The sequence below is a fragment of the Bradyrhizobium sp. USDA 4473 genome, from assembly GCF_054063335.1.
The window spans coordinates 3,021,637-3,034,986 of record NZ_JBSSGE010000001.1 but is presented as its reverse complement, the minus strand read 5'-3'; the positions used below and the strand labels follow the sequence as shown (position 1 = coordinate 3,034,986).

General features: G+C 60.7%; 13 protein-coding genes. 7 read left to right on the top strand and 6 right to left on the bottom strand.

The window, feature by feature from the left end; all coding sequences use genetic code 11:
* Positions 1-11: 11 nt before the first annotated feature.
* From ACVW17_RS14245 to ACVW17_RS14230, 4 genes are all read left to right on the top strand, one after another.
* The gene (locus ACVW17_RS14245) at positions 12-809 is read left to right on the top strand and encodes an SDR family NAD(P)-dependent oxidoreductase (RefSeq protein ID WP_456797311.1); all 798 of its coding nucleotides are present in this window, start codon (positions 12-14) and stop codon (positions 807-809) included.
* A 69-nt stretch (positions 810-878) separates the two neighbouring features.
* On the top strand, positions 879-1,745 hold the full coding sequence (locus tag ACVW17_RS14240; protein ID WP_456797310.1) for a type 1 glutamine amidotransferase domain-containing protein: 867 nt from the start codon (positions 879-881) through the stop codon (positions 1,743-1,745).
* A 97-nt stretch (positions 1,746-1,842) separates the two neighbouring features.
* Complete coding sequence (locus tag ACVW17_RS14235) at positions 1,843-2,595, top strand: SDR family NAD(P)-dependent oxidoreductase (protein ID WP_456797309.1); 753 nt, start codon at positions 1,843-1,845, stop codon at positions 2,593-2,595.
* Between the two features lie 120 nt (positions 2,596-2,715).
* Positions 2,716-3,591 carry an NAD(P)-dependent oxidoreductase gene (locus ACVW17_RS14230; RefSeq protein ID WP_456797308.1) on the top strand — a complete coding sequence of 292 codons (876 nt, stop codon included), beginning with the start codon at positions 2,716-2,718 and terminating at the stop codon, positions 3,589-3,591.
* Positions 3,592-4,081: 490 nt separating this feature from the next.
* Here ACVW17_RS14230 and ACVW17_RS14225 read toward each other — a convergent pair whose 3' ends face one another.
* Together ACVW17_RS14225 and ACVW17_RS14220 are read right to left on the bottom strand one after the other, a co-directional pair.
* The gene (locus tag ACVW17_RS14225) at positions 4,082-4,195 is read right to left on the bottom strand and encodes a hypothetical protein (RefSeq protein WP_456797307.1); all 114 of its coding nucleotides are present in this window, start codon (positions 4,193-4,195) and stop codon (positions 4,082-4,084) included.
* Between the two features lie 428 nt (positions 4,196-4,623).
* A complete protein-coding gene (locus ACVW17_RS14220; RefSeq protein ID WP_456797306.1) occupies positions 4,624-5,511 on the bottom strand; it encodes a LysR family transcriptional regulator in 888 nt (295 codons plus the stop codon).
* Between the two features lie 101 nt (positions 5,512-5,612).
* On the opposite strand from ACVW17_RS14220, the gene ACVW17_RS14215 reads away from it, so the two are divergent.
* Positions 5,613-7,112, top strand: coding sequence for a CoA-acylating methylmalonate-semialdehyde dehydrogenase (locus ACVW17_RS14215; RefSeq protein ID WP_076829835.1), 1,500 nt, complete (start codon positions 5,613-5,615; stop codon positions 7,110-7,112).
* 69 nt (positions 7,113-7,181) lie between these two features.
* On the opposite strand, the gene ACVW17_RS14210 is transcribed toward ACVW17_RS14215, so the two are convergent.
* Positions 7,182-7,616 carry a MarR family winged helix-turn-helix transcriptional regulator gene (locus ACVW17_RS14210; protein WP_206601526.1) on the bottom strand — a complete coding sequence of 145 codons (435 nt, stop codon included), beginning with the start codon at positions 7,614-7,616 and terminating at the stop codon, positions 7,182-7,184.
* A gap of 237 nt (positions 7,617-7,853) precedes the next feature.
* On the opposite strand from ACVW17_RS14210, the gene ACVW17_RS14205 reads away from it, so the two are divergent.
* Positions 7,854-9,530 carry an MFS transporter gene (locus tag ACVW17_RS14205; protein WP_456797305.1) on the top strand — a complete coding sequence of 559 codons (1,677 nt, stop codon included), beginning with the start codon at positions 7,854-7,856 and terminating at the stop codon, positions 9,528-9,530.
* Positions 9,531-9,644: 114 nt separating this feature from the next.
* Positions 9,645-10,094: a tautomerase family protein gene (locus ACVW17_RS14200; protein WP_076830070.1), complete on the top strand. Its 450-nt coding sequence runs from the start codon at positions 9,645-9,647 to the stop codon at positions 10,092-10,094.
* Positions 10,095-10,294: 200 nt separating this feature from the next.
* On the opposite strand, the gene ACVW17_RS14195 is transcribed toward ACVW17_RS14200, so the two are convergent.
* The 3 genes from ACVW17_RS14195 to ACVW17_RS14185 form a co-directional block, all read right to left on the bottom strand.
* Positions 10,295-10,930, bottom strand: coding sequence for a TetR/AcrR family transcriptional regulator (locus ACVW17_RS14195; RefSeq protein WP_456797304.1), 636 nt, complete (start codon positions 10,928-10,930; stop codon positions 10,295-10,297).
* Between the two features lie 558 nt (positions 10,931-11,488).
* Entirely contained in the window at positions 11,489-12,691 is a 1,203-nt protein-coding gene (locus ACVW17_RS14190) for an alpha/beta hydrolase family protein (RefSeq protein ID WP_456797303.1), read from the bottom strand.
* 151 nt (positions 12,692-12,842) lie between these two features.
* Positions 12,843-13,301 carry a hypothetical protein gene (locus tag ACVW17_RS14185; RefSeq protein WP_456797302.1) on the bottom strand — a complete coding sequence of 153 codons (459 nt, stop codon included), beginning with the start codon at positions 13,299-13,301 and terminating at the stop codon, positions 12,843-12,845.
* Positions 13,302-13,350 lie beyond the last annotated feature (49 nt).

The following is a 13,350-nucleotide window of genomic DNA, read 5'->3' as shown; positions in this document are numbered from 1 at the left end:
GGAGAAGACAAATGAGCAATACTTCGCCTAGAGGAGTCGCCCTCATCACTGGGGCATCGACGGGCATCGGCGCCATCTATGCCGACCGCCTCGCAAAGCGCGGATACGATCTGATCCTGGTCGCGCGCAACAAGGATCGTCTCGACGCGCTGGCTGCACGTCTGCGGCTGGAGACCGGGCGCCAGATCACTCCATTGCAGGCCGACCTCAGCGACAAGACCGGCATCGCGAAGGTCGAAGCCGTCATTCATGAAGATCCCAGCATCACCATTTTGGTGAACAACGCCGGCGTCGGCTCGGTCGCGTCGATCCTCCAGGCCGACGTCGACAAGATGGAAGCGATGATCGAACTCAACATCACGGCTCTCACCCGCCTGACCTACGCGGCTGCGCCGGCGTTCGTCGAACGCGGCAAGGGCACGATCATCAACATCTCGTCCGTGGTCGGCATCGCGGTCGAGGCCCTGAACGGCGTCTACAGCGCCTCGAAGTCCTACGTGCTGAGCTTCGGTCATTCGCTGCAAAAGGATCTCGCCGACAAGGGCGTCCGCGTCCAGACCGTGCTGCCCGGCGCCACCGCCACCGAGTTCTGGGACGTCGCCGGCTACGCGCCGCAAAAATCTTCCGAGATCACCATGCGAGCCGAGGATCTTGTCGACGCGGCGTTGGCCGGCCTCGACGCAGGCGAGACGGTAACCATCCCCGGACTTCACGAAGGCGAGGCATGGACGCGATGGGAGCAGGAGCGCCGCGACCTGGCCCCCAAATTCCGCAACCCCAAACCCGCCGCACGCTACCACGTGGCCTGACGGGCTTTCCCCACCGAACCGGGGACCTCGCATCTCGAGCGCAGTCCCCTCCAAACTAAGGCAACCGAAATGTTTTTCCGCAAACTCGGCGGCGCGCTGGCGCTCGCCCTAACGATGGTGACTCCGATGACCGCTTCCGCACAAACCAAAGGCAAAGTTCTCGTCGTGATGTCGAGCGCCGACGCGCTCGATCTGAAGGACGGCAAGACCTACAAGACCGGCTACTATCTGAACGAGTTCGTCGTCCCCTACCGCAAGCTGATCGAGGCCGGTTACGAGCCCGTGATCGCCAATCCCAAGGGCGACCTGCCGGTCATGGACGTGAACTCCAACAACGCGATGTTCTTCGGCGGCGACGACGCTGCGCGGGCCGACGCCTTGAAATACGCCCAGAACCTCCAGGCGCTGAAGCATCCGAAGACTTTGGCTTCTGTCGTCGCGGACGGGACCAACGGGTATGTCGGTCTGTTCATTCCCGGCGGTCACGCGCCGATGGTCGACCTGCTCAAGGACAAGAACCTCGGCAAGATCTTGACCAGCTTCCATGAGTCCGGCCGTCCGACCGGCATCATCTGCCACGGTCCGATCGTGCTTTTGTCGGCGCTTCCTAATCCTGACGCTTTCATCGCTTCGATGATCGCCGGCGACGGCAAGGCAAGCAGCCTGACGAAGGGCTGGCCCTACGCGGGCTATCGCGTGACGATCTTCTCGACCGGTGAAGAGCAGGCTCTGGAAGGCCCGAACGGCCTGGGCGGAAATGTCCAGTTCTATCCGGTCAACGCACTCGCCGAGGCTGGCGCACGCGTCGAAAGCATCGCCAATTGGCACCCCAACGTGGTGGTTGACCGTGAATTGATCACCGGCCAGCAGCCGATGTCGGCGCCTGCTTTCGGCGACGCCCTCGTCACTAAGCTGAAGCAGCACGCTCAACGATAACGGCTCTGCTACCTCACGCTCCGGCGTTGGCACAAACCCACGCCGGAGCCGTACGACCGCTCACCTGTTTCAATAACCACACATCATGGAGCAAGCCATGTCTCGGCTTAAAGGGAAGATCGCTGTCATTACTGGAGCCAATTCCGGCATCGGCTTGGTGACGGCTAAAACGTTCATCGATGAAGGCGCGGAGCGCGTGTACATCACGGGTCGCCGGAAAGCTGAGCTCGAGGCAGCGGGGGCGAGCCTGGGGTCGCGTGCCGTCGCCGTGGCTGGCAACGTCACTGATCCGGCAGAAATGGATCGTCTGTTCGAGCTCGTGAAGGCACAAGCCGGTCGCATCGACGTTGTATTCGCCAACGCAGGTTATGCGGCACCGGCGCCTCTTGGCAATCTCACGGAAGAACACGTGGACGGACTTTTGAACACCAACGTCAAGGGCGTGATTTGGACGGTGCAGAAGGCCGTGCCGTTGATGGCATCCGGCGGATCGATCATCCTCGCGTCCTCGATCGTCGGCAGCAAAGGCTTCGCAAACTGGAGCATCTACAGCGCTACCAAGGCGGCAGTTCGTTCCTTTGCCCGCACATGGGCATCGGACCTAAAGGGCCGCAATATCCGCGTCAACGCCGTGAGCCCTGGAGTTATCGAAACCCCTGGTCACGACAAGTACGGCGCCTCGAAGCAGGAGGTCAGCGGCTTTTTCGGCTTCGCTGCGACGTTGTCGCCACTCGAACGGATTGGCCGCGACGATGAGGTTTCGAAGGCAGTCGCCTTTCTCGCATCCGACGAAAGCAGCTTCATGAATGGAAGCGAAGTCTTCATCGACGGCGGCGTTGCCCAAATTTGACACCGGATAGGTCGAAGTCCGTGCTTCAAGCAAAGTGCGTGCGGCACGGACATGGCCAGGTTTTAGATTGTTGGCCAAGCCTCAACTTCAGCCTTATCACCGAGATCGTAGGAGGAGCCAGTGTCGAAGAATATAGCTTTGCTCGGGTTGGGCGCGATGGGGGCTCGCATGGCCGCCAATCTCATCAAAGCCGAACACGCCCTAACGGTATGGAACAGGACCCCGGAAGCCGCTGCTGCTCTCGTCCGGATGGGAGCCAAGCAAGCGGCGACGCCGAAAGAGGCAGCCTCGGGCGTAGACTTTGTGTTCGCCATGGTACGTGATGACCAAGCTTCCCGGGATGTCTGGCTTTCCCCGAACCACGGCGCTCTGGCAGGGCTGAAGGAGGGAGCCATCGCGATCGAGAGTTCGACCCTCACACCTGGATGGATCCGAAAGCTCGGATCGGCCATCTCGGAGCGCGGAAGCCACCTGCTAGAAGCGCCCGTAGCCGGCTCCCGTCCCCAAGCCGAAGCGGCCCAGCTTGTGTATTTCATCGGTGGAGACGACTCGATACTGGAGCAGGCTAGACCGCTGCTCATGGCGATGGGGAGCACCATCACGCACGTCGGGCCTCTCGGATCCGGTGCGCTCGTGAAATTAAGTACAAACGCACTTCTTGGCGTGCAGGCGACCGCGTTGGCCGAATTGATCGGCCTTCTGAAAAGATCAGGCGCAGACGCGGCAAGCGCTGTGAAAGCTATCGCAGGCACCGCAGTTTGGAGCTCTGCGGCGACCAACCTGTCTGGCAGCATGCTGGCCGGCAACTTTTCGCCGCAGTTTCCAATCGAGCTGATTGAGAAGGATTTCGGCTATGCAATCGATGCCGCAGGTTCACCTGAGGCAGCACCCACCATTGCTGCGGCGCGCGGGGTCTTTCAAAAGGCTATCGCGAAAGGATTGGGTCGCGAGAACATGACCGGCGTAGCTCAATTGTTCATGTCAAAACACGTATGACGGAAGCGGAACGGGAAAAGGCTCGCCGAATGCCGGCGGCGGGCGCCCTTCAGTCCAAATGCAAACTCGCTTTTGGCCTGTTAGGCCATGACCGGTTATGCTCTTGAAGGCCAAGAGTTGCGCTGCTGCAGGAGAGCGGCACTGGGATTGTCCGGGCTGATTCTTGGCGCCGGGGAACGTTTAAGAGTAAGTCCCGTGACCGCATTGCTCTCATCAGGGCCTCCCAGATTGAAAGACTGGCCCGCCGAGCGTCTTGCGCCTGGGCCGTTCGGCAAGGTTCCCGAAAGAACCGCTATGGCGACAAGTGGGATCGGCCTGCGTTCATTCCGAGACTCTGTCACTTGCGTTATTCAGCTGTCCATACCTCCATCGATGAGCATCGATGAGCATCGATGATCCTGTTATAAGGCTGGATGCATCGCTTACGAGATAAATTAGCGCGCCGACTACGTCTTCAAAGCGGCCAAGCGACCCAGCTTGATCTTGGACATCACCTGGTCCTTGAATGCTGATCGTCGAAAAAGGGCTTTGTCATCGGCGTTTCAATAAAGGTCGGCGCAATGGTCTTGACGCGAATCCTGTACCGAGCCAGATCGAGAGCCATAGCTTTTGAAAGCCCTCCATGGCCCATTTCGAAGCGCAATAGAGGATCGGTTTTCAGCGCCTACGTGGCCCATCTGGGAGGAAATTTTGATAATGGACCCTGAGGCGAGCCAGCTGCAATGAGCCGTCGCGCCACGGCCTGCGCAACGAAAAAAGAATCGCGCACATTCAGATTCATGACGTAGTCGAAGTCAACGGCGGAGACGGCCGTCATGTAGCAGCGGGACTTCCGGTTCACCTCGAAGCGGCGTTCCCGATAGTCATAGAGACCGTCGGTTACGGGCCCCATAGCAGACTCGGGCGCGTCTTCACTGTTGTTCGCCGTCCCTCGATGAACAGACGTCTGAAGTTTGGCTGCAGGCGGAAAGTGCAACCGCCCTTGGATGGGCGATGAAGTGACTATTCCAGGCGAGCTCGAATTCCGCATGTTTACTTGGCTCCAAAATGAGACTTCGAAGCACGGACTGCCCCAGTGATCGCGCGATGGACTTCCTGAACGCGTCGAGTTTGATGAGTATCAGGATGAGACGTGATCCAATAGTTGCGAACGAAGCGAACGTCCGGAAGCAGCCTCCGTAACTCGGGATAGCGTCGCGCGACGTAGTCGTGAAGAATTCCGATACCGTGGCCGCAGCGAACCGCTTCCATCTGCGCGACCACGCTGCCGCATTCGTAGCGTCGTGACATGAGACGCCCGAGAACGGACGCATAGTCCAGCGCCCGGCTGTAGACGAAATCCTCGACATGAGTGACAAAGAGGCGCCCGGCGAGATCGGCCTGAGTTTTGATCGCGCCCTCCCGCTTCAGATAGGCATCCGCCGCGTAGACACTGAGAGTGTAGTCCGTCAGTTTTGATACGATCAGGCGGCCCTGCTGGGGCCGATCGAGCGTGATCGCGATATCGGCCTCCCGTCGCGACAGAGAGAACGTCCTCGGAAGAGGGACGAGTTGGATGACGAGGCCAGGATGCTTTGCGGCCAGCACGCCGAGGCGGTCCGCGAGAAAGTAATTGCCGAGCCCGTCGGGAGCACCGATTCGCACCGTTCCTGCGAGAGCCTCGGTGGCGCCCGCGATGCCGGATCCCACCTTGAGAAACTCGCTCTCGGCGCGCTCCGCAGCCCCCATCAACGCCTCGCCGGCGGGCGTCAGCGTGCAGCCGGACGTGTGACGCTCGAGGAGTTTGGCGTTGACGCTGCGTTCCAGCGCCGTGAGTTGCCGGGCGACAGTCGCATGGTTCAAGCGCAGGCTTTTTGACGCCTTTAGTATCTGCCCCTCCCGCGCGACCTGCAGGAAAATCCGGACCCGCTCCCAATCCATGACTATGATTTCCGCACAACCAAAGCTCAAACTATGCCGTTGAGGCTCAATTTTATGCGCCGCATATCTGGAGAGATCAAGATCATCGTCCAGGAGGAAACATGTCCAAAACCATTTCCAACTTCGTCGGCGGCCACGTCGCCCCAAGTAAGAGTTCGCGCTCGGCGCCCGTCTATAATCCGGCGACCGGCGAGCAATCGGGGGCGGTCGGGCTATCGACGGCGGACGAGGTCCGTGCGGCGGTCGCCGCCGCCCGCCAAGCATTTCCGGGCTGGGCGAACACGCCCCCGCTTCGACGCGCGCGCATTCTCAATAAATTTCTCCGGATCATCGAGGACCGCATCGACGAACTCGCCGAGGTGATCACGGCCGAGCACGGCAAGGTGCTGTCCGACGCAAAGGGTGAGATCCAGCGCGGCATGGAGGTCGTGGAGTTCGCCACGGGCGCGCCCCAACTACTCAAGGGCGAGGTGACAGAAAACGTCGGCACGCGGGTGGACAGCCACTCCCTGAGGCAGCCGCTCGGCGTCGTCGCCGGCATCACGCCGTTCAATTTTCCGGCGATGGTGCCGATGTGGATGTTCCCGGTAGCGTTGGCGTGCGGCAATACTTTCGTGCTGAAGCCGTCAGAGCGCAATCCTTCCGCGGCGCTCGTCCTCGCGCAGTGGCTGCAGGAAGCCGGTCTTCCCGACGGCGTGTTCAACGTCGTTCAGGGAGACAAGGAGGCGGTCGACGCCATCCTGCACAATCCAGATGTCGTCGCCGTGAGCTTTGTCGGCTCCACGCCGATCGCGCGCTACATCTACCAAACGGCCTCTGCCAAAGGTAAGCGCTGCCAGGCGCTTGGCGGAGCGAAGAACCACATGATCATCATGCCGGATGCCGACATGGATCAGGCTGTCGATGCGCTGATGGGCGCCGCATACGGCTCGGCCGGTGAGCGTTGCATGGCGATTTCCGTCGCCGTCCCGATCGGCGACACGACCGCGGATCGTCTTATCGAGATGCTGGCTCCGAAGGTGCGGGCATTGAACATCGGGCCCGGCACGGATCCCGAAGCGGAGATGGGGCCGCTCGTCACCAAACAGCACCTCGACAAGGTGCGCGGCTACATCGATGCCGGGGTCGACGAAGGAGCGAAGGTGGTCGTCGATGGCCGCGACTTCCGGCGTCAGGGCTACGAAAAGGGCTACTTCATCGGCGGCACCCTGTTCGACGCAGTCACGCCGGATATGAAGATCTACCGCGAAGAGATCTTCGGCCCAGTGCTGGCCGTCGCGCGAACCAAGTCCTACGACGAAGCAGCCGAGATGATCAACTCGCACGAATTTGGCAACGGTACCGCCATCTTCACCCGCGACGGCGACGCCGCGCGCGAATTCGCGCACCAGATCCAGGTCGGCATGGTCGGGATCAACGTTCCCATTCCCGTGCCGATGGCGTTCCATTCTTTCGGCGGCTGGAAGGCGTCACTGTTCGGCGACCATCACATGCACGGTCCGGAAGGCGTACGGTTCTATACGAAGCTGAAGACGATCACGACGCGCTGGCCGACCGGCATCCGCGCCGGCGCCGAGTTCGTCATGCCGACCATGAGCTGACGCAATTGCGCCGCAGACCGAGGACACGGGCTGCGGCGCGCTCGCCTAGAAGACCGGGACGCGACAGCGTCAATCGGAGAATTGCAATGACACCAGCAAATCGACCAGGCGCTTATTGGCCGTCGGCTTGCCCGATTGCCTCATTTGCGCTTCGAACTTCTCCTGCGCCTTCGACCATGACGGCATCGCATCGTTCAGCTTTTTCCTTCCGCGATCGCTCAACTCCAGGAGCTTCTCGCGTGCGTCGTTTTCGCCGGTCGACGAATCGATCCACCCGGCATCGATTAGCGGCTTCACGCCGCGCGACATCGTGGTCCTGTCCAGAGCAAGCTCGTCGGCAAGCTCAGAAAGCGTCGCCCGACCCAGTCTCTGGAGACCGCGCAGCATGGAGAACTGCGTGATCTTCAATCCCTGCGGCCGCAGCGCGTCGTCGTAAATCTTGGTCAGGCCGCTCGATGCCCGGCGCAGCTGGGTGCAATAGCAGTCAGTATACATCTGTTTCATCTTCAGTTCTCCGTTCGCCGGTCCAGCGTCGCAGCAGGTCGCCAGTGGAATCACGATCGCTTGACTCCCAAGTTAGTTGCGTGTACACGCATCTACATCGGACCTCGCGCTGTTTTTTTTGCGCATTTAGTTGTATGTACACGCAACTGCGCGCGCGAGCAAGCGGAGATGCGGTCCGGACGCCTTTGGCGCCGCAACGACAATGAAAAGCAGGAATTACACAGAGGAGGAACAGAGATGTCCGTAGCCACGATCGACGACCGATTAAGTACCGAGCAAATCGGCAGCGGTACCGCGAAGGTGATATTCGCCTCGTCCCTGGGGACGGTTTTCGAGTGGTACGATTTCTACCTCTACGGATCGCTCGCGACGATCATCAGCAAACAGTTCTTCTCCGGCGTCAACGAAACGGCCGGCTTCATTTTCGCTCTGCTGGCGTTCGCGGCGGGATTCGCAGTGCGCCCGTTCGGAGCTTTGTTCTTCGGTCGCCTAGGCGACATGATAGGCCGCAAATACACATTCCTCGTCACCATCGTGATCATGGGTCTGTCGACCTTCATCGTCGGCATCCTGCCGACCTATGCGAGTATCGGGTTCAGCGCGCCGGCCGCCCTGATCGCGCTGCGGCTCCTTCAGGGGCTTGCCTTGGGCGGCGAGTACGGCGGAGCGGCGACCTACGTCGCAGAGCACTCCCCGCGTGGCAAGCGAGGGCTCTACACGTCCTGGATCCAGACGACGGCCACGCTGGGCTTCTTCCTGTCGCTCATCGTGATCCTCGCGACGCGTCTGGCCATCGGCGAGACCGACTTCGCGGCCTGGGGTTGGCGCATTCCGTTCATAGCGTCCATCGCGCTGCTCGGAATCTCGGTGTGGATCCGGTTATCGTTGACCGAGTCCCCGATCTTCCAGCGCATGAAGGCCGAAGGAAAGACTTCCAAGGCGCCCGTCTCGGAAGCATTCGGCCGTTGGGCCAACGTCAAGATCGTTCTCATCGCGCTGTTCGGCCTCGTCGCCGGCCAGGCCGTCGTCTGGTACACGGGCCAGTTCTACGCGCTGTTCTTCCTGACCCAGACCCTGAAGGTCGAACCGGTCGCCGCGAATCTTCTGATCGCCGCGGCGCTCCTGATCGGAACGCCTTTGCTTGTCCTGTGCGGCGCGCTTTCCGATCGCGTCGGCCGGAAGCCGATCATCCTGCTCGGCTTTCTGGGCGCCGTGGTCTTCTATTTTCCGATTTTTGAAGGACTGACACGGTACGCGAATCCGGCGCTATACGCTGCGCGGCAAAAGGCCCCCGTCACCGTCGTCGCCGATCCGGATCGATGCTCCTTCCAGTTCAATCCGGTCGGCACGGCCAAGTTCACCCGCTCCTGCGACATCGCCAAGTCCTTCCTCGCCGGTGCCGGCGTCAGCTACGCCAACGAACCAGCGCCCGCGGGCTCGGTCGCCTACGTGAAGGTCGGCGACCAGCGTGTCGAAAGCTACGAAGCCTCCGGACTTTCCAAGGAGGACGCGGCTAAGAAGAGCGCCGAATTCGTCAAGTCTATCGCGGGCACCATTTCGGCGGCCGGTTATCCGAAATCGGCCGATCCGGCTCAGGTCAACTACTCCATGGTGCTTCTGATGCTGGTGGCACTCGTCGCGCTGGTTGCCATGGTTTATGGTCCCATAGCCGCTCTGCTGGTCGAGCTCTTTCCGACCCGGATCCGTTACACCGCGATGTCGCTTCCGTATCACGTCGGAAACGGATGGCTTGGCGGGTTTCTCCCGACGACAGCGTTCGCTCTGGTGGCGGCCTACGGCGACATGTTCGCTGGCCTTTGGTATCCGATCGTCATCGCGGCGATCGCCTTGGTCGTCGGCTTCTTCTTCCTGCCAGAGACGAAGGATCGTCCGCTGGACGACCAAGCCTTCTAGGACATCGGAAACGGCGCCGCGGCGATCGTCTGCGGCGCCAAAGCGAGTTTATTCGACGGAATTCGCCGCCAAAAGATGGCGACGCAGCAGCCTCTCACAGGAAAGGAAACGGACATGCCAAGCTACATCGTCACATGCGTGGAAGGGCGGTTGAACGCTGCTCAGAAAACCCGGATCGCGGAAACCGTGACCCGGACGCACGGGGATACGACTGGCGCTCCCTACTATTTCGCTCAGGTGACCTTTAACGAAGTTAAACCCGGCAACTGGTTTCTCGGCGGCGCGCTTCTCGCCGACGATCAGATCTTCGTGCACGGCACTATCCGAGACGGTCGACCGCCCGAACTCCTGGATGAACTGATGGTCCGTCTGGCAGCGAACGTGGCCAAGGCCGCCGAGATGACTCCGACATGCGTGTGGGTTTACATCTCCTGCCTGCCGCCCAACCAGATGGTCGAATTCGGCCGGGTCCTTCCGTTGCACGGCAAGGAAGCGGAGTGGTCCGCGGCGCTTCCTGAGACCGAGAAGGCCCGACTCGAAGGGATCGGCATCCTCAGGTCTTGACGGCGCAAGCTGCGCCGCCACCCGCGCACTTGTTCATGCGCGGCTCCTGCCAAGGGGCCGCGATTTCCAGCGCTTGACGCGTTTCGAACCGGGCGCTCCCGTAGCTCGATCGCTCAGAAGCAGCCGTTCCTCGCGCTGTGTAGTTGATCATGCTGAATGGCCAACGCGTCGAGGAAATCGCGCGCCTGCATCCGCCCGAACTACAGCAGTTCCCCCTTGGCGACTGCCAAGATCTCCTGCGAAAGATCCTCGTCGTCCACGGCGCGAGAAAGAATCAATGCGCCAACTGCCAGCGCGAGCGCGGCCAGGGCCTGGTTTCGCTCGGGCTTCGGACTACGCCACGAGAAGTTCGCGATCATGAAGGATAACACTGACCTGAGCTGGGACGTGAAGGCGCGCCGCACGCTCGGGTGCCGAGCGACGTCAACCCCAAGCGCCGCCATGGCGCAACCACCCAGATCGTCCCGGTTCGCCTCAGAGAGATAGCGGCGCACGAAATAGGACTTCGGGTCGCGCGACCGTCGGGAATGCTGGAGATTTTCGAGCTGTTCACGGAATGCCTGCTCGGTCGCAGCGACCGTCAGCTCTTCCTTGGATTCGAAATGGGAGTAAAACGCCCCGTGGGTCAGTCCCGCGGATTGCATGACCTCCCGGACGTTTACCCCGTCGAAGCCTCGCTGCCGAAACAGTCTGGCCGCGGCCTCGAGCACACGAGCGTGTTTTGCGGCCGTTTCGGAGGCTTTAAAGCGCATCGTTAACTCCAGTCCCTGAAAATCGCTTGAAACATACTGGGCAATCACCTTGATTGGAAGCATTACATCTGTAATGTTTTGCATAAGTGGCCACCTTCCAGATGTCCATAGGCATGCGACCACGAGCCAAGGAGGCTATTCGATGGATACGTTTGTTCTCGACAATCTCGTGATCAATCCGCAGGCGGAAAAGGAAATTGCTCGAGGGCTTTGACCGACTATCGCGGTGCCCACTCTGATCATGACGATTGTTCTGCCGGCCGCCTTTATAGGTATTGTCTATCTCGGATTTAACCGCGTCATTCCGCTGTGGCTTTGTACGCCCGTATTGGCGACCTTACGCGCGAGACAAGCGAACCATTTGATAAGGGCCAGGAAGACGCATGCAAGGTGCGATTGCAGGCAAAAATCTGGTCAGAGAAAGCGGTCGCGACGCGCTCTGGTGACGACCGGGAGACAGCGCCTGGTAGTCGGGCACGGCGCGACCATTTTGCTCAGGCCTCGCCTCACGAGGACGATCTGATCCGGTCGATCATCTCCACGCTATTGGAAGACCCGAGCCGCGATCGCGACGAAAGGGCCGAGGCGCTCACCGGTTCGCCGGCACCGCGTTGCCCATGCCCGCCATCGCCTTGCGTTGTCCTATCGCGCCTCCAACGTGTCGTCCAGCCAGTCAAAGATCACCTGGTGCAGTCTCGACATGGCGCCCATGTGACAGTGTTCTCCGGCCCCCTCTGCATCTGTGAGCGTCACAAGACGGCTGTTGGATTTGAGCGCGGCATGTAGCTTCTCGGGCTGGCCTTTGAGGAATTGATCATTCTCGGCGTCGAGAACCAGCGCCGGCGTGGTGATGGAATCGACGATACCCTTGAGCGTGTATTGTCTGGTCTGACGGACGAATTCCGCGATGGAGCGGGAGCCAAACGTCCAGGTTCCGTTGCTCAGCCCCCAACGTGACGAGCTGTCGATTGCCATCTTCAACTTCATCAGCGGAATCGCCTTGCGATCATCGCCATTGTAGATCCACTTGAGAAGAAAACCTGGAAGTTTCTTCTCAAGCGCTGCGTGAAAATCGAAGATGCCGTCGTCCAGGATGATGGCCGCGGCCCGGCGATCAAAAGCGGCCGCCCGCGCGACAAGGTAGGCGCCGAGACTGTATCCGAACAGTGCGAGGCGCCCCGCATCGATCTCGGAGCGGGTGTTCGCATAGTCGATAACGGGCTTGATGACAGCTTCCCAGTCGTGCCTGAACACCAGCTTCTGACGGCGGATCGCGGCCCCCTGCCCGGGCCCATCAAAGGTCAAAACATTGTAGCCACGCCGCAATGCCGCAGCACCGATCGCGACGTAGGACTCCTCTTGCGTGGAGTCGAATCCATTGTTGTAGATTACGGTCGGCCGGGGGGCGCCTGAATCGTCGACCAGGAACAGATAGCCGGGCAGCGTTGTATTCTCGTACGGAATCGTGACGACCTCGAACGGGCTGCCCAATAGCTTCGCGGCCGCAACAAATGTCTCGCAAGACCGGTTGGACAGCCGCGTGACCTCCCGATCATTCGCAGGATCGTGGCGGCGGAAGAACTCGGCCGTGCGGTAATAATTCGAGGCGCGTAAGAACGCTTCTCGCGCGCTCACCCGGTGTCCCTGGCTCAAGGATGTCTCAGCGATATTCGCCACCCGATCTGCGGTCGCGGTCCAGGATTTGAGCCAGGCTTCTTCATTGCCGTTGGGGATCAAGCGTGCGGTTGCGAGCACTTCACCGAGATCGGCGCCGCCATAGGTCGCAAATCCCGCTGTGCGAAGGGTCTCAAACGAAAAGCTCTCATTGCGAAACAGGAATTTCATATGGCTTCCTCATGAGCAAAATGTTGACGTGGAATTGCAGGCGGCCACGTCGCCCCCGAGACATTCGACAGCAGGCACGGCGCCTTGACGAGTCAGGAGCGGACGCCCACCGTCCACTCTCCTGCGCCGCGGTCACCCCCGCGCCGCGGTGTTACCGTGGGGTGGCATGGCCTGCGGCGTCCGCTGGCTGAGCTTCGTACGGCAGCAGCGGCAGAGCGGCATTGGCGCTGTCCAGAAACTCCACCGTTGTAAAGACGAGCTCTGTGTCGCCGGTGTTTTCCAGATCGTGGATCATGCACTCGCCTGCCACATAGCGACGGTGCTGGGTGTCTCCAGCTTGGTAGGCGACCTCCTTGGCAAGGCCGTCGCCGTAGTTCGAGCGGGCGCGGCCCGCGGTCACCGCAGTCCAGAAATAATCGAGGACATGGGTATGGAAGCCGATGCGCTCGCCAGGCCGAAGGCGTAGCAGCCAGACGCGAACCCGCTCGGTTTCCGAGACCAGAAGGCTGCCGACCTTGCCATTCCCCGCGCCGGCCGTGAATGCGTGCTGCAGTTCGAGCGGCCAACCGCTTGGGGCCGCCGGCCATTGATCGATGATGTGTTTGGTCATTGCTTTCTGCGCATCTCGAGTGAAAAGTCGAGGTTGATATCCCTCGACG

Coding starts and splice junctions, on each gene's coding strand:
- ACVW17_RS14215 (WP_076829835.1), top strand. CDS start 5,613: ATGTCCAAAACCATTTCCAACTTCGTCGGCGGCCACGTCGCCCCAAGT.
- ACVW17_RS14190 (WP_456797303.1), bottom strand. CDS start 12,691: ATGAAATTCCTGTTTCGCAATGAGAGCTTTTCGTTTGAGACCCTTCGC.
- ACVW17_RS14245 (WP_456797311.1), top strand. CDS start 12: ATGAGCAATACTTCGCCTAGAGGAGTCGCCCTCATCACTGGGGCATCG.
- ACVW17_RS14220 (WP_456797306.1), bottom strand. CDS start 5,511: ATGGATTGGGAGCGGGTCCGGATTTTCCTGCAGGTCGCGCGGGAGGGG.
- ACVW17_RS14225 (WP_456797307.1), bottom strand. CDS start 4,195: ATGGCTCTCGATCTGGCTCGGTACAGGATTCGCGTCAAGACCATTGCG.
- ACVW17_RS14240 (WP_456797310.1), top strand. CDS start 879: ATGTTTTTCCGCAAACTCGGCGGCGCGCTGGCGCTCGCCCTAACGATG.
- ACVW17_RS14185 (WP_456797302.1), bottom strand. CDS start 13,301: ATGACCAAACACATCATCGATCAATGGCCGGCGGCCCCAAGCGGTTGG.
- ACVW17_RS14235 (WP_456797309.1), top strand. CDS start 1,843: ATGTCTCGGCTTAAAGGGAAGATCGCTGTCATTACTGGAGCCAATTCC.
- ACVW17_RS14210 (WP_206601526.1), bottom strand. CDS start 7,616: ATGAAACAGATGTATACTGACTGCTATTGCACCCAGCTGCGCCGGGCA.
- ACVW17_RS14200 (WP_076830070.1), top strand. CDS start 9,645: ATGCCAAGCTACATCGTCACATGCGTGGAAGGGCGGTTGAACGCTGCT.
- ACVW17_RS14195 (WP_456797304.1), bottom strand. CDS start 10,930: ATGCAAAACATTACAGATGTAATGCTTCCAATCAAGGTGATTGCCCAG.
- ACVW17_RS14205 (WP_456797305.1), top strand. CDS start 7,854: ATGTCCGTAGCCACGATCGACGACCGATTAAGTACCGAGCAAATCGGC.